Annotated in this window: 21 protein-coding genes; 9 read left to right on the plus strand and 12 right to left on the minus strand. The window is 62.9% G+C overall.

Features of this window, described 5'->3' with window-relative positions; translation table 11 throughout:
• Position 1: 1 nt before the first annotated feature.
• The 8 genes from fdx to ACEN9F_RS08975 all read right to left on the minus strand — a co-directional run bounded on the left by fdx (position 2) and on the right by ACEN9F_RS08975 (position 6,371).
• Positions 2 to 343 (minus strand): ISC system 2Fe-2S type ferredoxin, encoded by a 342-nt coding sequence (gene fdx, locus ACEN9F_RS08940; protein ID WP_413419681.1) that lies wholly within the window; start codon positions 341 to 343, stop codon positions 2 to 4.
• Between the two features lie 112 nt (positions 344 to 455).
• Entirely contained in the window at positions 456 to 2,336 is a 1,881-nt protein-coding gene (gene hscA / locus ACEN9F_RS08945) for a Fe-S protein assembly chaperone HscA (RefSeq protein WP_413419682.1), read from the minus strand.
• Positions 2,337 to 2,390: 54 nt separating this feature from the next.
• Positions 2,391 to 2,906 carry a Fe-S protein assembly co-chaperone HscB gene (gene hscB / locus ACEN9F_RS08950; protein ID WP_413419683.1) on the minus strand — a complete coding sequence of 172 codons (516 nt, stop codon included), beginning with the start codon at positions 2,904 to 2,906 and terminating at the stop codon, positions 2,391 to 2,393.
• Positions 2,907 to 2,915: 9 nt separating this feature from the next.
• Entirely contained in the window at positions 2,916 to 3,239 is a 324-nt protein-coding gene (gene iscA / locus ACEN9F_RS08955; protein ID WP_166104185.1) for an iron-sulfur cluster assembly protein IscA, read from the minus strand.
• 46 nt (positions 3,240 to 3,285) lie between these two features.
• Positions 3,286 to 3,675 (minus strand): Fe-S cluster assembly scaffold IscU, encoded by a 390-nt coding sequence (gene iscU / locus ACEN9F_RS08960; protein ID WP_413419684.1) that lies wholly within the window; start codon positions 3,673 to 3,675, stop codon positions 3,286 to 3,288.
• Positions 3,676 to 3,699: 24 nt separating this feature from the next.
• On the minus strand, positions 3,700 to 4,956 hold the full coding sequence (locus ACEN9F_RS08965; protein ID WP_166104180.1) for an IscS subfamily cysteine desulfurase: 1,257 nt from the start codon (positions 4,954 to 4,956) through the stop codon (positions 3,700 to 3,702).
• Between the two features lie 26 nt (positions 4,957 to 4,982).
• Positions 4,983 to 5,459, minus strand: coding sequence for a Fe-S cluster assembly transcriptional regulator IscR (gene iscR, locus ACEN9F_RS08970; protein ID WP_008450513.1), 477 nt, complete (start codon positions 5,457 to 5,459; stop codon positions 4,983 to 4,985).
• Positions 5,460 to 5,591: 132 nt separating this feature from the next.
• Entirely contained in the window at positions 5,592 to 6,371 is a 780-nt protein-coding gene (locus ACEN9F_RS08975; RefSeq protein ID WP_413419685.1) for a uracil-DNA glycosylase, read from the minus strand.
• A gap of 160 nt (positions 6,372 to 6,531) precedes the next feature.
• On the opposite strand from ACEN9F_RS08975, the gene ACEN9F_RS08980 reads away from it, so the two are divergent.
• From ACEN9F_RS08980 to ACEN9F_RS08995, 4 genes are all read left to right on the plus strand, one after another.
• On the plus strand, positions 6,532 to 7,515 hold the full coding sequence (locus tag ACEN9F_RS08980) for a S41 family peptidase (protein ID WP_413419686.1): 984 nt from the start codon (positions 6,532 to 6,534) through the stop codon (positions 7,513 to 7,515).
• A 15-nt stretch (positions 7,516 to 7,530) separates the two neighbouring features.
• The gene (locus ACEN9F_RS08985; protein WP_413419687.1) at positions 7,531 to 8,031 is read left to right on the plus strand and encodes a nuclear transport factor 2 family protein; all 501 of its coding nucleotides are present in this window, start codon (positions 7,531 to 7,533) and stop codon (positions 8,029 to 8,031) included.
• 181 nt (positions 8,032 to 8,212) lie between these two features.
• Entirely contained in the window at positions 8,213 to 8,689 is a 477-nt protein-coding gene (locus tag ACEN9F_RS08990) for a TlpA family protein disulfide reductase (protein ID WP_413419688.1), read from the plus strand.
• An 87-nt stretch (positions 8,690 to 8,776) separates the two neighbouring features.
• Positions 8,777 to 9,052, plus strand: coding sequence for a hypothetical protein (locus ACEN9F_RS08995; protein ID WP_413419689.1), 276 nt, complete (start codon positions 8,777 to 8,779; stop codon positions 9,050 to 9,052).
• A 59-nt stretch (positions 9,053 to 9,111) separates the two neighbouring features.
• Here the strand turns inward: ACEN9F_RS08995 and ACEN9F_RS09000 are convergent, their stop codons facing one another.
• Positions 9,112 to 10,419 (minus strand): glucoamylase family protein, encoded by a 1,308-nt coding sequence (locus ACEN9F_RS09000; RefSeq protein ID WP_413419690.1) that lies wholly within the window; start codon positions 10,417 to 10,419, stop codon positions 9,112 to 9,114.
• Between the two features lie 150 nt (positions 10,420 to 10,569).
• Between ACEN9F_RS09000 and ACEN9F_RS09005 the strand changes: the two genes are divergently transcribed.
• The 5 genes from ACEN9F_RS09005 (at position 10,570) to ACEN9F_RS09025 (ending at position 16,643) form a co-directional block, all read left to right on the plus strand.
• A complete protein-coding gene (locus tag ACEN9F_RS09005) occupies positions 10,570 to 11,790 on the plus strand; it encodes an efflux RND transporter periplasmic adaptor subunit (RefSeq protein WP_413419691.1) in 1,221 nt (406 codons plus the stop codon).
• Entirely contained in the window at positions 11,787 to 12,476 is a 690-nt protein-coding gene (locus ACEN9F_RS09010) for an ABC transporter ATP-binding protein (RefSeq protein WP_413419692.1), read from the plus strand. Before ACEN9F_RS09005 ends, ACEN9F_RS09010 begins: the two co-directional genes overlap by 4 nt.
• Positions 12,477 to 12,479: 3 nt before the next feature.
• Positions 12,480 to 13,637, plus strand: a complete 1,158-nt coding sequence (locus tag ACEN9F_RS09015) for an ABC transporter permease (RefSeq protein ID WP_413419693.1) — start codon at positions 12,480 to 12,482, stop codon at positions 13,635 to 13,637.
• Positions 13,638 to 13,647: 10 nt separating this feature from the next.
• The gene (locus ACEN9F_RS09020; protein WP_413419694.1) at positions 13,648 to 14,814 is read left to right on the plus strand and encodes an ABC transporter permease; all 1,167 of its coding nucleotides are present in this window, start codon (positions 13,648 to 13,650) and stop codon (positions 14,812 to 14,814) included.
• A 146-nt stretch (positions 14,815 to 14,960) separates the two neighbouring features.
• Positions 14,961 to 16,643, plus strand: a complete 1,683-nt coding sequence (locus ACEN9F_RS09025; protein ID WP_413419695.1) for a diguanylate cyclase — start codon at positions 14,961 to 14,963, stop codon at positions 16,641 to 16,643.
• On the opposite strand, the gene maiA is transcribed toward ACEN9F_RS09025, so the two are convergent.
• From maiA to ACEN9F_RS09040, 3 genes are read right to left on the minus strand one after another with little or no spacing between them, the layout of a single operon-like run.
• Positions 16,644 to 17,288 carry a maleylacetoacetate isomerase gene (gene maiA, locus ACEN9F_RS09030; protein WP_413419696.1) on the minus strand — a complete coding sequence of 215 codons (645 nt, stop codon included), beginning with the start codon at positions 17,286 to 17,288 and terminating at the stop codon, positions 16,644 to 16,646. It abuts the gene before it with no gap.
• The gene (locus tag ACEN9F_RS09035; RefSeq protein ID WP_413419697.1) at positions 17,288 to 18,310 is read right to left on the minus strand and encodes a fumarylacetoacetate hydrolase family protein; all 1,023 of its coding nucleotides are present in this window, start codon (positions 18,308 to 18,310) and stop codon (positions 17,288 to 17,290) included. The genes maiA and ACEN9F_RS09035 overlap by 1 nt, the downstream gene beginning before the upstream one ends.
• Positions 18,307 to 18,849, minus strand: a complete 543-nt coding sequence (locus ACEN9F_RS09040) for a VOC family protein (RefSeq protein WP_413419698.1) — start codon at positions 18,847 to 18,849, stop codon at positions 18,307 to 18,309. The genes ACEN9F_RS09035 and ACEN9F_RS09040 overlap by 4 nt, the downstream gene beginning before the upstream one ends.
• Positions 18,850 to 18,928: the final 79 nt, after the last annotated feature.

Below are 18,928 nucleotides of genomic sequence, written 5' to 3' on the forward strand. Positions count from 1 at the left end.
ATCAGTGTCCGCCTTCGCTTGCGTGGTTGATGGTGTATTTAGGGATCTCGACGACCAGGTCTTCGTCCGCGATCACCGCCTGGCACGACAGGCGCGACACGGCTTCCAGGCCCCAGGCCTTGTCCAGCAGGTCTTCTTCGGTTTCGCTGGCTTCGCTCAGCGAGTTGAAGCCTTCGCGCACCAGCACGTGGCAGGTGGTGCAGGCGCAGGACTTTTCGCAAGCGTGCTCGATGTGGATGTCATTTTCGAGCATGACGTCGCACAGGGTCTTGCCGACTTCGGCTTCGACGACGGCGCCGTCCGGGCACAGTTTTGCGTGGGGCAGGAATACGATTTGTGGCACTTGATACCTCTACATTTAATGGGCCCCGCCGTCATCCTCGCGAAAGCGGGGATCCATAGGGATGCGATTCAGTTACTTCAGCATGGGCTCCCGCGTTCGCGGGAGCGACGCATCAAACCACCTGGTCCAGCGTCTTGCCGGCCAGTGCGCTGCGCACGCTGCGATCCATGCGGCGCGATGCGAATTCCTCGGTGCCGTGCGCCAGCGCTTCCACGGCGGATTTCACCGCCGAGTGATCGACTACGCCGGACTGCGATTGCGCGACCACGTCGCGCACCTTGTTCATCAGCGCATCGACTTCCACGCGCTCGTCGTTCGACAGCAGCGCGGCGTCTTCATCCAGCGCCGACTGCGTGGCCAGCAGGATGCGTTCAGCCTCGACCTGCTCTTCGCGCAGCGCGCGGGCGATCATGTCGACGTCGGCCGACTTGTACGAGTCCTGCAGCATGCGCGCGACATCGTCGTCGCCCAGGCCATAGGCCGGCTTGACGCTGATCGACGCCTCCACGCCGGAGCGCAGCTCGCGCGCCGAGACGGACAGCAAGCCATCGGCATCGACCTGGTAGGTGATGCGGATGCGTGCCGCGCCCGCAGCCATCGGCGGGATGCCGCGCAGTTCGAAGCGCGCCAGCGAACGGCAATCGGACACCAGCTCGCGCTCGCCCTGCAGCACGTGCACCGCCAGCGCGGTCTGGCCATCCTTGAAGGTGGTGAACTCCTGCGCGCGGGCGCAAGGAATGGTCGAGTTGCGCGGAATGATCTTCTCGACCAGGCCGCCCATGGTCTCGATGCCCAGCGACAGCGGGATCACGTCCAGCAGCAGCCAGTCGTCGCCCGCCGCGCGGTTACCGGCCAGCAGGTTGGCCTGCACGGCGGCGCCCAGCGCCACCACTTTGTCCGGATCGATGTTCGCGTGCGGGATCGTGTGGAAGTACTCGCTGACCGCGCGCTGCACGTGCGGCATGCGGGTCGCGCCGCCGACCATGACCACGCCATCGATGTCGTCCGCATCGACACTCGCGTCGCGCAGCGCCTTCTTGATGGCCTTCATGGTCTTGTCGATCAGGTGCCTGGTGATCTCCTGGAAGATCTCCGCGGTGATCTTCAGGTGCACTTCCTCGCCTGAGCCCAACATCGCGTCCACGGTCACTTCAGCCTTGGTGGACAGCAGCTCCTTTGCCTCGCGCGCCTTGACCATCAGCACGGCGGTGTCTTCGTCCGACAGCGGCGCCAGTTTTTCCTGCTGGTGGATGTAGCAGAACAGGCGGTGATCGAAATCGTCGCCGCCCAGCGCGGAGTCGCCGCCGGTGGACAGTACTTCGAACACGCCCTTGCTCAGCTTGAGGATGGAGATATCGAAGGTGCCGCCGCCCAGGTCATAGACCGCGAACAAGCCTTCCGAACCGTTATCCAGGCCGTAAGCGATGGCGGCGGCGGTAGGCTCGCTCAGCAGGCGCAGCACGTTGATGCCCGCCAGCTGGGCCGCATCCTTGGTGGCCTGGCGCTGGGCGTCGTCGAAGTAGGCGGGCACGGTGATCACCGCGCCGACCAGGTCGTCGCCCAGCGAATCTTCCGCGCGCTGGCGCAGCGTGGCCAGGATCTGCGCCGACACTTCCACCGGGCTCTTGACGCCGGCGATGGTTTTCAGCTGCACCATGCCAGGGGTGTCCTGGAAATCGTAAGGCAGGTTTTCCGCGTAGGCGATATCGGCCAGGCCGCGACCCATGAAGCGCTTGACGGAGACGATGGTGTTCTTCGGGTCGGTGGTCTGCGCGGCCTGCGCCTTGTAGCCGATATTGGCATGGCCGTTCGGCAGGTAGCGCACCACGGACGGCAGCAGCGGGCGGCCGTCTTCATCGTTCAGCACTTCTGGAATGCTGTTGCGCACGGTGGCGACCAGCGAATTGGTGGTGCCCAGGTCGATACCTACCGCCAGCCGATGCTGGTGCGGCGCGGTGGACATGCCTGGTTCGGAGATTTGCAGAAGTGCCATGGATGAGACCTGTATTTTTTGTATTGCCCAAGCACGCGCGGCCGGCGCGTGCGATCAGGCTTCGATTGCTTCAAATGCGAAGCGGACTTCTTCGCCGAATTTTTCGAGGAACATCAGCGCGCGCACGCCTTGCGCGGCGGCGTGGAAATCGTCAGCATTGATCTGCTGTTCGATCTGCGCCAGCTGTTCCTTGCGCGCGCCGCGCAGCTGCTTGTCCAGCGCTTCCAGCGCGTCGCTGTCCTTGCCGGCGCGGGCGTCGCCCAGCTCTTCGCGCCACTCCATCTGCTGCATCAGGAAGGCCATCGGCATCGACGTATTCGACTCGGTCTGCAAATCGACGCCATTCAGCTCGCACAGGTACTGCGCGCGCTTCTGCGGATTTTTCAGGGTCTGATAGGCTTCGTTGGCGCGGGTGGCCCACTGCATGGCGACGCGCTTTTCGGCGTCGGTGGCATTCACGAATTTGTCGGGATGCACGCGGCTTTGCACGTCGCGGTAGGCGCTATCCAGCGCTCCCGCGTCCACGGCAAACTGCTGCGGCAAATTGAACAGCTCAAAGTGATTTTGCATGGCGGCTTATCAGATGCGGAAGCTTTCGCCGCAACCGCAAGCGTCTTTCTCGTTCGGGTTATTGAACTTGAAGCCTTCGTTCAAGCCCTCGCGCGCGAAATCGAGCTCGGTGCCGTCGATGTACGGCAGGCTTTTCGGATCGACGAAGACCTTCACGCCGTGCGATTCGAAGACGCTGTCCTCGGCGTCCATCTCGTCCACGTATTCCAGCTTGTAGGCCAGGCCCGAGCAGCCGGTGGTGCGCACGCCAAAACGCAGACCGACGCCCTTGCCGCGGCGCTCGATGTAGCGGTTGATGTGTTTAGCTGCTTTTTCGGTCAGGGTGATTGCCATTTGATTCTCCCGCGCCGCCCCCGGTTACGCGGGGACGGCGTGTTGTTTACGCTGCGACTGGATGCTTGTTCTGGTAGTCCAGCACCGCTGCCTTGATGGCGTCTTCCGCCAGGATCGAGCAGTGGATCTTCACCGGCGGCAGCGCCAGTTCTTCAGCGATCTGGGTGTTCTTGATCGCCAGCGCCTGATCCAGCGTCTTGCCCTTGACCCATTCGGTCACCAGCGAGCTCGAAGCGATGGCCGAACCGCAACCGTAGGTCTTGAACTTCGCATCTTCGATCAGGCCATCGGCGCCGACCTTGATTTGCAGTTTCATGACGTCGCCGCAAGCAGGCGCGCCAACCATGCCGGTACCAACGGACTCATCGCCTTTTTCAAAGGCGCCGACGTTGCGTGGATTTTCGTAGTGGTCGAGTACTTTTTCCGAGTAAGCCATTTTGATGCTCCTGTATCTTAAAAATTAGTGGGCTGCCCATTGGATCGAGCTGATGTCGATACCTTCTTTGAACATGTCCCACAGCGGCGACAGTTCACGCAGTTTATGCACCTTGGACTTCATCAGGTCGATGGCGAAGTCGATGTCCTCTTCGGTCGTGAAACGGCCGATGGTGAAACGGATCGAGCTGTGCGCCAGCTCGTCGCTGCGGCCCAGGGCGCGCAACACATAAGATGGTTCCAGCGAGGCCGAAGTACAAGCGGAACCGGACGACACGGCCAGGTCTTTCACGGCCATGATCAGCGATTCGCCCTCGACGTAGTTGAAGCTGACGTTCAGGTTGTGCGGCACGCGGTGTTCCATGTCGCCGTTGATGTAGGTCTCCTCGATCTCTTGCAGGCCCTTGGCCAGGCGGTCGCGCAGGCCCTTGATGCGGGTGATCTCGCTGTCCATTTCCACTTTCGCCAGGCGGAAGGCTTCGCCCATGCCGACGATCTGGTGGGTAGGCAGGGTGCCGGAGCGCAGGCCGCGCTCGTGGCCGCCGCCGTGCATTTGCGCTTCGATGCGCACGCGCGGCTTGCGGCAGACGTACAGCGCGCCGATGCCTTTAGGACCATAGGTCTTGTGCGCGGTAAAGGTCATCAGGTCGACCTTGGTCTTTTGCAGGTCGATCACCACCTTGCCGGTCGCTTGCGCGGCGTCGCAGTGGAAGATGATGCCCTTCGAGCGGCACAGTGCGCCGATTTCGTCGATCGGCTGAATCACGCCGATCTCGTTATTGACCAGCATGACGGAGACCAGGATGGTGTCGGGACGGATCGCGGCGGTCAGCTGCTCGATGGTGATCAGGCCGTTGTCCTGCGGTTCCAGGTAGGTCGCCTCGAAGCCGACGCGTTCCAGTTCGCGCACCGTGTCCAGCACCGCCTTGTGCTCGGTCTTGACGGTGATGATGTGCTTGCCCTTGGTCTTGTAGAACTGCGCCGCGCCCTTGATGGCCAGGTTGTTCGACTCGGTGGCGCCGGAGGTCCAGATGATTTCGCGCGGGTCGGCGTTGACCAGTGCCGCCACATGGCCGCGCGCCTCCTCGACGGCCTTTTCCGCGGTCCAGCCGTACATATGGCTGCGCGATGCCGGATTGCCGAACTGCTCGCGCAGGTAAGGAATCATCATGTCGGCGACGCGCGGATCGATCGGCGTGGTGGCCGAGTAGTCCATATAGATCGGGAAATGCGGGGCGGTCTGGAACTTGACAGGCGCGATGTTTTTTTCTGGTGCGTTCATCTGGTAACTCCGTTTACAGTTATCTCTTAACCAAGCGCGGCGTGGTTACGGTGCATCACGACCACGTTTTGTTCAGCATTCTTTTGCTTCTGTTGATCGACCAGGTCCTGCAGCGACACCGAATCCAGGTAATCAACCATCTTTTCGTTCAGCGTGGCCCACAGCTCGTGGGTCATGCAGCGCGCGCCGCTGGCGGCGTCGGCGCCGTGACAATTTTCCTTGCCGCCGCACTGGGTCGCATCGAGCGGCTCATCGACGGCGATGATGATGTCGGCCACGGTGACCTTGTCGGCGCGGCGCGCCAGACTGTAGCCGCCGCCCGGGCCACGGATCGACTCGACGATCTCATGGCGGCGCAGCTTGCCGAACAACTGCTCCAGGTAGGACAGCGAAATCGCCTGACGCTGGCTGATGCCGGAGAGCGTGACCGGGCCTTTGCCTTGGCGCAAAGCCAGATCGATCATCGCAGTCACAGCAAAACGGCCTTTGGTGGTCAGACGCATCACTACCTCGGTTCAACTGGGTTAAAATATCGACCTTTACAGCTAATCACAAAGGCTGATTAGTTGATCGATTTAGTCAAGTATACCAAACTTTAACAAAGTTTGCCGGGAGCCCCTTGCGCCGGCCCGGGATTACTTGCCGTTCAAAAGTTGCATCGGCCGGAACAGGCGGTGCATGTCCTCGTTGCCAATGAAACTCAGGTTGTACGGGTGCTCCGCAGCGATCTGCGGGAAATCTTTCATTACAGGCAACTTACTCAGCAATTCAGCGATCTTGCCCCACAGAATCATCGTCGGCGTGCTTGGCGCTTGCGCTGCCAGGCCGGCCATCACGGTCTCGAAGAACGGCAGCCAGGCTTTGGCATCCTTGGCCGGGGCGACGTGGCTGCGGAACACCAGCGAGGCGTTCAGCAGCAAAAAGCCCTGTTCCGTCAGTTTCCGGTGCATGTCGGCCAGCGTCTGGATGTGGCTGCCGGCGCCGCTGCGGGCGCGGGCCGAGACGGCCGCCATCGCCTCGCCGGCGGTGTTTTCCAGCGCCAGTTGGCCATCGGCTACCAGCAGCATCTTCATGAAGTTGCGCAGCGAGGTGGCCTTGTTGACCGGTTTGGACAGGCCGCCGCCCTCCTCGTTCGACCACAGGCTGCCGACGGCGCCGTCCATGAAGCAGACGCCGGTCGCGCTGGCTTCGCGCGGGTACGGCCCTTCGCCGACTAATACATAACGCACCTCGTCCAGCGGCAGCGCGAAGGCGGCGAACAGGCGCTGCCCGGTCGGCAGGTATTGGTCCTGCGCCAGTTGCGGCAGGTAGTCCGGATACGCCTTCATCATGGCTTCCAGGCCCTTGATCAGCAGCGGGCGCCAGGAAATATCGGCGCGAGCGAGCGCATCCAGGATAGAGGTCGGGATCGTCATGGGAGAAAAAGCTTTCGGGGAAAGGCGAGATTGTAGCGCGGCGGGGCTGGCAGCGGTATTTTCTGACGGGAAAGTGTTAAGATAAATTTCGAATAAACTAAGATGAATGGGGTGTATCTTGGGCCGTTTCCGGTGGATTGCCGCTGCTTTGCTGTTGACGATGACGAACGCCCGCGCACAGGCGCCAGCCCCGGCTCCGGCGCTGGACGAGACGCTGGATGCGCCCTACCGCGCCCGCATCATCAACGACTATGCGCACCAGTTGACGGAGCAGCATGTCAATCCGGGCAAAGGCAAGCAGGCGGCCGACGAGCTGCGCAAGCGGCTTGCCCTCGGCGAGTACGACCACCTGACCAGCGCCCGGACTTTCGCCGCCCGCATTTCCCAGGATGTGGCGGCGATCGTCCGCGATCGCCAGACCTACCTGGAATACATTCCCTACGACCAGACCGACAGCCGGCAGCGTCCGCCTCCGGCGCCTCAGCCTTCGGACAACTTCGGCATGCGCAAGTATGAATCGATGCCGGACAATATCGGTTACGTGCAGATCAGCCGCTTTGCCTACTTCGACCGCCCGGCGTATGAGGCAGCGGGCCGCTTCATGTCGCAAGCGGCCGACAACGCCGCGCTCATCATCGACCTGCGCGGCACCGGCGGCGACAGCCAGGACATGGCCGCGATGCTGGCCAGCTATGTGCTGACCGATACGCGCAGCTACTTCTTCGCCGACAAGCAGCTCCGCCTGCACGACCAGGTCGACCGCAGCGGCCGGGCCGTCGCCGAGTACTGGACCCGCCCCGAAGTGCCCGGCCAGCGCTTCGGCGGCAAGAAGCCGCTGTACGTGCTGGTCAACGAGCGCACCAGCGCGGCGGCGGAGGGATTCGCCTACGATCTGCAGCAATACAAGCGCGCCGTCGTGGTTGGCGCGCCGACGCTGGGTGATGCGCAGATCCGCGCCTCCTCGCCGATCTCGCGCCACCTGCTGGCGTCGATCGCCGTCACGCGCGCCGTCAACAATATCTCCCGCAGCAACTGGGAAGGCACCGGCGTGCAGCCGGACCGCATGGTGGCGCCGGCGAACGCGTTGAACGAAGCACTCCGGCTGGCGACCGAGAAAATCAAGGCGAAGACGAACTCCAAATAAACAAAGGACGACAACATGCATCGCCTCCTGGCCGCTCTCCTGCTACTACCTGTCTTGGCATCAGCCGCGCAAAACACGCCTGACGAAACGGTCTCCGAACTTTGGCGCGCGCTCTCAAATGACCCTGGCGCCAGCGCCAACGTAGCGGCGCTGAAGCGACTCTTTCATCCCGATGCAGTCGTCTTTGGCGTTCGCTACAAGGACGAGGTTGCCAGCATCCGGCGCACGGCCATTGCGGATTTCCTGAGTAGCCAGGAGCCGGCTTCAGACAAGGGTTTTTATGAATGCGAGGTGGCGCGTGAAGTGAAGGTCTACGATCGCTTTGCCGTGGTCTACAGCGTTGTCGAATCCCGCAGGGACAAAGCCGCGATCCATCCGACGCTTGTTGGCAGCAATAGCATCCAACTCTATAAAGCCGGTGCGGAATGGAAGATCTTGTCCCTGTACTATCAAGTGGAAAAACAAGGGCAGCCGATTCCCTTGGGCGATGGCCAGCCAGGGAAATGCTTGACGTGACAAATTGCGTATTTTTGCTCCCCCATTGCCTGCTATGCTATTGCGCAATCTGTACACCAGAAGGAAACGTGTGGCTTGCTTCAAAATCGACTGTAAAGGTGTTGGAATTAGAAGGCTTTGGGTGATATTCGCCGCCGCAGTCTATTTGACCGGAGCGCCAACCTCTGCCTCCGCAGAAGGCGTGAATTACCAACTGTTGCCAGAGTTCGGTGTGCCGGTTGGGGCAACCTTCCCGCTCGATAATTTGGTTGATCCCACAGGCAATCAGCTGCAGAAAAAGCAGCTTTTGGGCAAGCGCCTGCTCATCAACTTCTACACGATTTATTGCGCACCATGTATCAAAGAGGTTCCCAAGCTTAATCAAATAAAAAATCGTCGCGACGATATCAATGTCTTGGCAATCACTTCCGATTCTGCCGCCACGGCAGCGGCTTACGTAAAAAAGTATGGGCTAAACTGGCCGATAGCTGCCAATGCGCGTGCACTGCTATTTGACCAGCTCGACGTGCAGGCGTTTCCTGCATTTGCGCTGCTCGACGCAGATGGTCGACTATTGGCGACTGTTCAAGCAAATCAACTTGGCGGCGAAGATGGCCACGCTACCGTTGATGGCATTGAGGCTTGGATTGATGCCCATGAGGCGGCCAAAGCTGATTAGCTTCACCCTGCAGCAACCGGTCACGAGCTGCCGTTCATTGCGCCAGGCACTACAGCGCCTGACATTCGAAACTTTGGGCTAATTTTTATGAGCGAAATACTTGTTCTGAGGATTTTAGATGAGGTTCATGTGGACTTGAACGGCATAAAACTGGGCTCGACAGCTGAAGTCGCGCAAGCGCTTGAAAAAATTCGCAGCGACAATCCAGATGTGACCATTTCTATCGAATCAAACAATTCCAAATATTACGAGGCCATTGGCAAAGCTATTTATGGAAGCCATCGTGCCGGTTTTTCTGGTGAACGTTTACGCATCCCTGATATGTCAGCCAAGATGACTATCAAATCTGAGCCAAACCCATAAGCTAGTCAGGTAGGGCGCCGCGTCAAACTCCGGCAGGCCAGCCGTGATTTAGATATAGGTCAAGAATTGGCGGGCCGATCCAGCCAGCCGCCCATGAATCCGGCGCGGCGCAGGCCATCCTGTAGGTAGGTGTTCTGGCGCATCAGGCTCCAGGGGAAATCGTGCAGGTGGTTTTCCACCATGATGACCGTCGGCCCTTCGTTGATGCCGAAGTGATAAGGAGATACCCAGCGCCGGCCGCCACCTTTGCAACGATGGAAGATGGTCGAGAACGAGGCCTTGAAGCCGTATGGATTCTCTTCGCACAAGTGCAGCCCTTGGTAGTGCTCGATGCTGGGCAGCACGATCTCCGGTGCGAACGGCAGCGAGGCGGCCACCGCCCACGGCGCCAGCGTGCCGTCGTCCGGCCCGTAAGGCGCGCCCCGCCCCACATAGTCGTAGAACCTGCGCTGCACGCCGTCGATCTTGCGCGTCGCCGGACCCGGGCCATCGCTGGCGGTGATGCCCCAGCATAGCGCGCCGTAGTCGGGGAAGCCGAGCGGATTCTCGATCGCGTAGCGCTGCTGCACGTACGCGGCGCGGCGGCTGTTCTCGAAATAATCAAGGTCATGCGCGCGCATGAAGTCGTCGCGGATGCCGCGCAGGTCGAGCCAGATGTGCGACATCTGGTGGATGAACAGCGGCCCCGCGTACAGGTAGTCGATGCCGTAGATGGATTTCCATTCATAGGTGCTGGCCCAGGCGTCGTAGCTGTCGCGCTCGACCGGAAAGGTCGGCGAGCCGAGCGCGAGGATGTACAGGATCAGCGCCTCGTCATACCCTTCCCAGTACCAGCGCAGGAAGCCCTTCTCCGGCTTCCAGCCGTGGCAGATCAAGCGCTTGCGGCCGCGCATCCATTGCCAGTCCACGCGGCGGTACAGCATATCGGCCAGCGCGCGGATCTCGCGCTCTTCCGGCGTGTCGGCGGTGAAGTAGCCGGCGGCCGTCAACATGCCGGCGATCAGCAGGGCGGTATCGATACTGGACAGCTCGCAGTTCCACACGCGCGCGCCGCTGTCCATGTCGAGGAAGTGGTAGTAGAAACCCTTGTAGCCGGTGGCGGTCGACGAGTCGCTTTGCTCGCTGCCGGCGAAGAAGCGCAGCGTGACCAGCGTGCGCGCCACCGCGTCTGCGCGCGCCATGCAGTCGCGCTCCACGCCGATGGCATAAGCCGTCAGCGCCATGCCGACCGCGGCGATGCTGGCCGGCCAATCGTCGGCGGTCTTATCCTTGACAAGGCCGTTGGCAGGGTTGACCTCGTTGACGAAATAATCGAAGGAGTCCTTCTGCAAAGTGTGCAGCAGGGCCTGCGCGTCCGTGGAAATCATAGTGTGAGAGGCGGAGTGCGAAAGTTTTCATACTGGCACAGCAGTTGGCACCGGTATGTGCCTGAACGCACCGACTATGCGGACACACTTGCGATTCTCAGCCTTTTGCAGCACTATTAGCGGATTGATAATGGCTTATTGAGGTCCATAGTGGCAACTCCCGACATCTCCAGGCTGAAGATAGAACGCGGCGCCAAACCGCAGGCTCCGGGGCAGCGCTCGCGCCGGCGCCGCTGGGTCAAGATTGCGCTGGTGGCCGCCGTGCTGGCGGTCGTCGCGGCCATCGTTGCCGGCCGCTTCGGCGGCAAGGCCAGCGTCGACACCGTCACCGTGGCGCAGGCTTATCCGGCGCAGAACTATACCCTGCTCAACGCCACCGGCTACGTGGTCGCGCAGCGCAAGGCGGCGCTGTCGTCCAAGGCCACCGGCCGGCTGGAGTGGCTCGGAGTGCTCGAAGGCAGCCGCGTGAAGAAGGACGAGGTGGTCGCCCGCATCGAGAACCGCGACGTCGGCGCCACGCTGGGCCAGGCGCAGGCCAACGTCAAAGTCGCGCAAGCCAATCTGGAACAGGGCCAGGCCGAGCTGCTCGACGCCCAGGCCAACTTCAAGCGCAGCGCCGACCTGCTGAACCAGAAATTCATCGCCGCCGCCACCTACGACACCGCGCAGGCGCGCCTGACCAAGGCCAAGGCGAACATCTCCGGCTACACCGCCGCCATCGCAGCCGCCCGCGCCAACGCGCAAGCGGCACAGGTGGCGCTCGACCAGACCGTGATCCGCGCGCCGTTCGACGGCGTGATCCTGACCAAGAACGCCAACGTCGGCGACAACATCACGCCCTTCTCCTCGGCCGCCGACAGCAAGGGCGCCGTGGTCACCATCGCCGACATGGATACGCTGGAAGTGGAGGCCGACGTCTCCGAGTCGAGCCTGAGCAAGATCCGCGTCGACCAGCCGGCCGAGATCCAGCTGGACGCCTTCCCCGAACTGCGCCTGGCCGGCACCGTCTCGCGCATGGTGCCGACCGTCGACCGCAGCAAGGCGACCTTGCTGGTGAAGGTACGCTTCGTCGACCGAGATCCGCGCGTGCTGCCCGACATGAGCGCCAAGGTGGCCTTCCTGTCCAAGGCCGTGCCGCCGGAGGAACGGCAACCCGTCACCGCCGTGCAGCCGGCCGCCATCGTCACGCGCGACGGCAAGCCGGTGGTGTTCGTGTTCGACGCCGACAGGGTCAAGCAGGTACCTGTCACCCAGGGCCGCAAGATCGGCGAACTGGTCGAGGTGCGCGGCGTGAAGCCCGGCCAGAAAGTGGTGCTGGCGCCGGACGCCAAGCTGCAGGACGGCCAGGCCGTCGGCATGGCGAAGAAATGAGCGAGCCGCTGGTACTGATCGAGCACCTGGCCAAGTCCTATCGCCGCGGGGACCAGGTGGTGGAGGTGCTGCGCGATATCAGCCTGCACATCCCGGCGGGCGACTTCACGGCGCTGATGGGGCCTTCCGGCTCGGGCAAGAGCACGCTGCTCAACCTGATCGCCGGCATCGACAAACCGGACCACGGCGTGCTGCGCATCGACGGCCTGGATATCGCCGGCATGGGCGAGACCGACCTGGCGCACTGGCGCGCCGCCAACGTCGGCTTCATCTTCCAGTTCTATAACCTGATGCCGGTGCTGTCGGCGTTTGAAAACGTCGAACTGCCGCTGCTGCTGACGCCCTTGTCGCGCCGCGAACGGCGCGAGCGCGTCGAGCTGACGCTGGAGATGGTCAACCTGGCCGACCGCATGGACCACACGCCGAACGAGCTGTCCGGCGGCCAGCAGCAGCGCGTGGCCATCGCCCGCGCCATCGTCACCGATCCGACGCTGATCGTCGCCGACGAACCGACCGGCGATCTTGACCGCAACTCCGCCGCCGAGATCCTGGCCCTGCTCCAGCAATTGAACCAGCAACTGGGCAAAACCATCATCATGGTCACGCACGACGCCAACGCGGCGGCACAGGCGCGCACCATGATTCACCTTGAAAAAGGCGAACTGCTCGTAGGCGAGGCGGTGTAGGCCATGTACACGCTGCGCCTGATCGTCAAGAACACCATGCGCCACAAGCTGCGCACGTCGCTGACGATACTCGGCCTGGTGGTGGCGATCTTTTCCTTCGGCCTGCTGCAGACGGTGATCAACGCCTGGTATGCCGGCGCGGAAGGCGCGTCCAACACCACGCTGGTCACGCGCAACAAGACCTCGCTGGTGTTCCCGCTGCCGCTGTCCTACCAGGCCCGCATCCGCGCCGTGCCCGGCGTGACAGGCGTAGGCTACGCCAACTGGTTCCAGGGCGTGTACAAGGATCCCAAGAACTTCTTCGCGCAGTTCGCGATTTCCGGCGAGAGCTACCTGGACATCTATCCCGACTACCTGCTGCCGCCCGAAGACCGCGCCGCCTTCCTGCGCGACCGCAAGGGCGCCATCGTCGGCCGCAAGCTGGCGGACCAATACGGCTTCAAGGTCGGCGACGTGATCCCGCTGAAAGGCACGATCTATCCCGGCAACTGGGAGCTGGTGGTGCGCGGCATCTTCGACGGCAAGCAAACCAGCACCAATACCGCCACGCTGTTCTTCCACTGGGACTACGTCAACGAAACGATCAAGAAGGTGTCGCCGCGCCGCGCCAACCAGATCGGCGTGTACGTCGTGCAGATCAACCAGCCGGAGAACGCCGCCGCCATCTCCGCCGCCGTCGATCACGAATTCGAAAACTCGCTGGCCGAGACGCTGACCGAGACCGAGAAGGCCTTCCAACTGAGCTTCGTGTCGATGTCCGAAGCCATCGTGGTGGCGATCCGCGTTGTGTCCTTCGTCGTGATCATCATCATCGCGGCGGTGATGGCCAACACCATGGCGATGAGCGCGCGCGAGCGGCTGGGCGAATATGCGACGCTGAAGGCGCTCGGCTTCGGTCCCGGCTTCCTGGCGCTGATGATCTTCGGCGAATCGCTGCTGCTGTCGGCCTTCGGCGCGGCATTGGGCATCATGGTCCTGTTCCCGTTCGCCGCCTTCCTCGGCAAGGTGATGGGCACCATGTTCCCGGTATTTGAAGTGACGCAACTGACCGTGCTGCAGCAGGTGCTGGCGGCGCTGGTCATCGGTACCATCGCCGCCATCGCGCCGACGGTGCGCGCGATCCGCGTCAACATCGTCGAAGGTTTGCGGAGCATAGGATGACGAGTCCATCATGAAGATCCCGCTTTCCTACGTGGCCCGCAACCTGTGGGCGCGCCGCCTGACCACCGCGCTGACCGGCGCCGGCCTGGCGTTGGTGGTGTTCGTATTCGCCACGGTGCTGATGCTGGACGAAGGCTTGCGCAACACCATGGTCACCACCGGCGAGTACGACAACGTGATCGTCATCCGCCGCTCGGCCGAGACCGAGGTACAGAGCGGCGTCGATCGCGCGCAAGCCAATACGGTGTCCAGCCATCCGGCCATCGCGCTCGGCGCCGACGGCCAGCCGATGGTGTCCAAGGAAACCGTGGTGCTGATCTCCCTGATCAAGCGCGGCTCGAACAAGCCGTCCAACGTCATCATTCGCGGCATCGCGCCGCGCGGGCTGGTGCTGCGGCCACAGGTCAAGCTGACGGCGGGCCGCATGTTCCGCCCCGGCGCGTCGGAAGTGATCGCCGGCGCCAGCATCGCGCGCCGCTTCGCCGGCGCCGGCATCGGCGAGACGCTGCGTTTCGGCCAGCGCGAATGGACAGTGGTCGGCCTGTTCGACGCCGGCAACAGCGGCTTCGATTCAGAAATCTGGGGCGACGCCGACCAGCTGATGCCGGCCTTCCGCCGCAACGCCTACTCGGCGATGGTGCTGCGGCTGGCCGATACCGCGCTGTTCGACGGCTTTAAAAAAGATATCGAGTCCGATCCGCGCCTGACGCTCGACGCCAAGCGCGAACAGACCTTCTACTCCGACCAGTCGAAAGCGCTGTCCACCTTCATCAGCGTGCTGGGACTGATCCTGTCAGTGATCTTCTCGATCGGCGCGATCATCGGCGCCACCATCACCATGTACGCCTCAGTCGCCAACCGCGTCGGCGAGATCGGCACCCTGCGCGCGCTGGGCTTCCAGCGGCGCAGCATCCTGGCCGCCTTCCTGGCGGAAGCGATGCTGCTAGCGGTGGCCGGCGGCGCGCTGGGGCTGGCGTGCGCATCGCTGATGCAGTTCCTGTCCTTCTCCACCACCAATTTCCAGTCCTTCTCCGAATTGGCCTTCGGCTTCCGATTGACGCCGGCGATCGTGGTCAAAACGCTCATATTTTCATTGATCATGGGCGTGATCGGCGGTTTCCTGCCGGCGCTGCGCGCGGCGCGCATGAAAATCGTCGACGCCCTGCGCGCCGCCTGACCCGAGCCCAGCCAGTCTCAGCTGTATCGAAGCGGCAACAAAAGTTAAAATGAAGCGTGCTAGACTTGCCTTAATGCAAATTTCGCCAACCGCTTTCTTTGCTGCCCATGCTGCCCACCATGCTGCCCAGGGATCACCGACTTGTCATGCAGGGAATCGCGCTGCGCCACGTCTGGCGCGGGCTGCTGCTGTGCGCCGCGCTGATGGCGTCAGCCGTGCCTTCGCGGGCGGCGCAGGACCGCAAGGTACTGGTGCTGTACTCGCTGGGTGCCGACTCGGCGTCCGCCTGGCAAAGCCTGGTCCAGAAAGGCTTGACCGACGAGCTGGCGCGCCAGGGCATGACCTCCGCGCTGGGCATTTTTGAAGAGCGCTTCGACGCCGTGCGCGTCGGCGACGAGCAGGCCCTGACCAGCATGGAGCCCTACCTGCGCGCCAAATACGCGGGCATCCAATTCGACGCCATCATCACCGAAAACTATGTGGCCGCGCGCTTCCTGAGCGAACGCCCCGACCTGTTCCGCGGCGTGCCGCGCCACTACGTCAACCACGGCCGCATAGGTTGGACGCCAAGCGACGGCAAGGGCTACCAGGTGCAGGCCGACTTCGTGCACACCATCGGCATCATCCCGCGCGTGGCGCCGCAGGTGCGGCACCTGGTGATTATCGGCGACAGCACCGAACGCATACAGGAATCGGTGCGGGCGATGCGCAAGGTGGCGGCGCACTACCAGCACCAGCTGTCCTTCGAATACTGGGACAAGCTAAGCTACGACGAGATGTATCGCCAGGCCGCGCAACTGCAGCCTGGCAGCGCGATCTTCCTGCTGCCCACTTACCACGACCGCACCGGCGAACGTCGCCGCCCGGTGGACATCGCGCGCAAGCTGGCGACCACAACGCAGGTACCGATCTTCACCAACTGGGAAGCCATCGTGGTGCCCGGCGTGGCGGGCGGCTACGTGGTCAGCGCCGAACGCATCGGCCGCGCCATCGCGGACATCCTGCTGCAGCGTGCTCCCGACATAACCAGCATACCGGGCTACCTGTTCGACTACGGCGCCGTGCAGCGCTTCCAGTTGCAGAACATCCCGCCGACGGCGCAGTTCCTCAATCGTCCGCAGAGCATCCTGGAACAGTATTTGTGGCAGATACTGGCCGGCGTCACGCTGATCGTACTGGAAGGGATATTGATCTCGGCGCTGATCGTGTCGCTGCGCAGCCGGCGCCAGACGCTGCGCGCGCTGCACGACGAACGCAATCAGCTGGAGGCGCGCGTGCTGCAGCGCACGCTGGAGCTGATGGTCGCCAACACCAAGCTGGAACAGCTGGCCACCACCGATCCGCTGACCGGCATCGGCAACCGCCGCCGCATGACGGAGCAGATCAACAAGGAGCTGGAGCGCAGCCGCCGCTTCCGGCATCCGCTGTCGCTGCTGATGGTCGATATCGACCACTTCAAGAACGTCAACGACATCTATGGCCATGAGGCGGGTGATCGCGCGATCGTCGCGGTGTCGCGCGCGCTGGCCGGCGGCATGCGCAGCATCGACATGGCGTCGCGCTTCGGCGGCGAGGAATTTGTGCTGCTGATGCCGGAGACCGACATCAATGTCGCCGGCAGCGCGGCCGAGCGGCTGCGCGCCGACGTTGCCGCGCTGTGCATCGCCGGCGACAAGGGTGAACGGATCACGCTCACCATCAGCATCGGCGTGGCGGCCTCCCATCCCGAGAGCGACGCGCCGGACAGCGCTTCGTCGCTGCTGTCGCGCGCGGACAAGGCGCTGTACCAGGCCAAGCACGAAGGCCGCGACCGCGTGGTTTGCTGCTGATTACTCGGCGTCGGGTTGCTGCGAAGGGTGCGCCTGCTGAAAGGCCGGCAGCGCGGCGCAGTTGGCATGGATGCGCATGACGGTCGGATAAGGCGCCAGGTCGACGCCGAAACGCTGCGCGCTGAACACTTGCGGCACGAGGCAGCAGTCCGCCAGCGTCGGCGTGTCGCCATGGCAGAAACGGCCGGTGTGCGTATCGTTGGCCAGATAGGCTTCCAGCGTCGACATGCCGGCGCGCAGCCAGTGCTGCTGCCATTCCAGCTTGACCTCTTCCGATACGGCCATCTCGCCCTTCAGGTACTTCAACACCCGCAGGTTGCCCAGCGGGTGCGTGTCCGCCGCGACGGTCAGCGCCAGCGCGCGCACGCGGGCGCGGCCAGCGGCATCGGACGGCAGCAGCGGCGTCTGCGGGCGCGTCTCTTCCAGGTATTCGATGATGGCCAGCGACTGGCCGATGACGTTGCCGTCGTCTTCCAGCGTCGGCAGCAGCATCGCCGGATTGACGGCGCGGTAGGCGTCGGTCAGCTGTTCGCCGCCGTTGCGCAGCAGGTGCACCGGCAGCGCGTCATACGCCAGTTCCTTGAGGTTGAGTGCGATGCGCACCCGGTACGCGGCCGAGCTGCGGAAGTAGGTGTACAGCTTCATCAAATGCGCTCCCGGTAGTGCGCCACCGTTTGCTCGATGGCGCCGAAGATGCTGGCGCCCTGCTCGTCCTTCATCTCGATGCGCACGCTGTCGCCGAACTTCAGGAAGCCGGTTTGCGGCTTGCCGCCTTCGATGGTCTCGTACATGCGCACTTCGGCCAGGCAGCAGTAGCCCACGCCGCCGTTGGCGATGCTCGATCCGTGCAGGCTGCCCTGCTTGTTCGACACCGTGCCCGAGCCGATGATGGTGCCGGCCGCCAGTTCGCGCGTGGCGGCGGCGTGCGCCACCAGTTGGGCGAAGTTGAAGGTCATGTCTTCACCGGCGTTCGGCTTGCCGAACGGCTGCCGGTTCAGGTCCACCAGCAGCGGCAGGTGCAGCTTGGTGTCCGCCCAGTGCGCGCCCAGTTCATCCGGCGTGACGGCCACCGGCGAGAAGGCGCTGGCGGCCTTCGACTGGAAGAAGCCGAAGCCTTTCGCCAGTTCATTCGGAATCAGGTTGCGCAGCGAGACGTCGTTGACCAGCATGACCAGGCGGATGGCCTTGGCGGCGTCATCGGCCGACACGCCCATGCGCACGTCGCCGGTAATGACGGCGACTTCCGCTTCGAGGTCGATGCCCCAGTCTTCCGACATAGCGTAGATGGCGTCGCGCGGGCCGATGAAACTGTCCGAGCCGCCCTGGTACATCAGCGGATCGGTGTAGAAGGACGCCGGCACGTCGGCGTTGCGCGCCTTGCGCACCAGCTCGACGTGGTTGATGTAGGCCGAACCATCCGCCCATTGATAGGCGCGCGGCAGCGGCGAATGGCAGTACTGCTGGTCGAACGGCTTGGCGTCGACCGCATCGCCGCTGTTCAGCGTGGCGTAGACCTGTTCCAGGCGTTCCGCCACCAGTTCCCAGTGGTCCAGTGCATGCTGCAGCGTCGCGGAGATCTTCGGTACGTGCTGGTACAGCGACAGGTCGCGGCTGACCACGACCAGGCGGCCGTCGCGGCTGCCGTCTTTCAGGGTCGCGAGCTTCATGCCTTCACCTCCACCGCCGCTTCGTGCATCCAGGCCGCGTGCTTGGGCGCCTTGCGGGTCCTGGACCACTCTTCCAGCATCTCCCATTTGACGGTGTCCAGCTTCCGCATCATCTCCGGCGTGCCGGTGTTGACCGCCAGTTCCAGGCGATGGCCGTTCGGATCGAAGAAATAGATCGATTTGAAGATGGTGTGGTTGATCGGGCCGATGACGTTGATGCCGGCGGCGACCAGGCGCTCTTTGGCCGCCAGCAGCTCGTCCATCGTATCGACTTCCATCGCCAGGTGCTGCACCCAGGCCGGCGTGTTGTGGTCGCGGTCCATCGGCGCCTGCGTCGGCAGCTCGAAGAAGGCCAGCACGTTGCCGTGGCCGGCGTCCAGGAACACGTGCATGTACGGGTCCGGGGCCTTGGTGGATGGCACTTCGTCCTCGGCGATGGCCAACACGAAGTCCATGTTCAAGTGTTTGACGTACCACTCGACGGTTTCTTTGGCGTCCTTGCAGCGGTAGGCCACATGGTGAATTTGCTTGATTTTCATAGATGTCTCCAACTCGATTCCAGCATTAGATGACAGTTTCAGATATCATACAAACAGTATTTTTCTTCCGATTTATCAG

Source organism: Duganella sp. CT11-25, assembly GCF_047302815.1.
Taxonomy (GTDB): Bacteria; Pseudomonadota; Gammaproteobacteria; order Burkholderiales; family Burkholderiaceae_D; genus Rugamonas.

Bases quoted from the DNA above. Each gene is read 5' to 3' on its own strand.
- hscA (WP_413419682.1), bottom strand. From the start codon at position 2,336: ATGGCACTTCTGCAAATCTCCGAACCAGGCATGTCCACCGCGCCGCAC.
- hscB (WP_413419683.1), bottom strand. From the start codon at position 2,906: ATGCAAAATCACTTTGAGCTGTTCAATTTGCCGCAGCAGTTTGCCGTG.
- iscA (WP_166104185.1), bottom strand. From the start codon at position 3,239: ATGGCAATCACCCTGACCGAAAAAGCAGCTAAACACATCAACCGCTAC.
- iscU (WP_413419684.1), bottom strand. From the start codon at position 3,675: ATGGCTTACTCGGAAAAAGTACTCGACCACTACGAAAATCCACGCAAC.
- ACEN9F_RS08965 (WP_166104180.1), bottom strand. From the start codon at position 4,956: ATGAACGCACCAGAAAAAAACATCGCGCCTGTCAAGTTCCAGACCGCC.
- iscR (WP_008450513.1), bottom strand. From the start codon at position 5,459: ATGCGTCTGACCACCAAAGGCCGTTTTGCTGTGACTGCGATGATCGAT.
- ACEN9F_RS08975 (WP_413419685.1), bottom strand. From the start codon at position 6,371: ATGACGATCCCGACCTCTATCCTGGATGCGCTCGCTCGCGCCGATATT.
- ACEN9F_RS08980 (WP_413419686.1), top strand. From the start codon at position 6,532: ATGACGAACGCCCGCGCACAGGCGCCAGCCCCGGCTCCGGCGCTGGAC.
- ACEN9F_RS08985 (WP_413419687.1), top strand. From the start codon at position 7,531: ATGCATCGCCTCCTGGCCGCTCTCCTGCTACTACCTGTCTTGGCATCA.
- ACEN9F_RS08995 (WP_413419689.1), top strand. From the start codon at position 8,777: ATGAGCGAAATACTTGTTCTGAGGATTTTAGATGAGGTTCATGTGGAC.
- ACEN9F_RS09000 (WP_413419690.1), bottom strand. From the start codon at position 10,419: ATGATTTCCACGGACGCGCAGGCCCTGCTGCACACTTTGCAGAAGGAC.
- ACEN9F_RS09010 (WP_413419692.1), top strand. From the start codon at position 11,787: ATGAGCGAGCCGCTGGTACTGATCGAGCACCTGGCCAAGTCCTATCGC.
- ACEN9F_RS09015 (WP_413419693.1), top strand. From the start codon at position 12,480: ATGTACACGCTGCGCCTGATCGTCAAGAACACCATGCGCCACAAGCTG.
- ACEN9F_RS09020 (WP_413419694.1), top strand. From the start codon at position 13,648: ATGAAGATCCCGCTTTCCTACGTGGCCCGCAACCTGTGGGCGCGCCGC.
- ACEN9F_RS09025 (WP_413419695.1), top strand. From the start codon at position 14,961: ATGCAGGGAATCGCGCTGCGCCACGTCTGGCGCGGGCTGCTGCTGTGC.
- maiA (WP_413419696.1), bottom strand. From the start codon at position 17,288: ATGAAGCTGTACACCTACTTCCGCAGCTCGGCCGCGTACCGGGTGCGC.
- ACEN9F_RS09035 (WP_413419697.1), bottom strand. From the start codon at position 18,310: ATGAAGCTCGCGACCCTGAAAGACGGCAGCCGCGACGGCCGCCTGGTC.
- ACEN9F_RS09040 (WP_413419698.1), bottom strand. From the start codon at position 18,849: ATGAAAATCAAGCAAATTCACCATGTGGCCTACCGCTGCAAGGACGCC.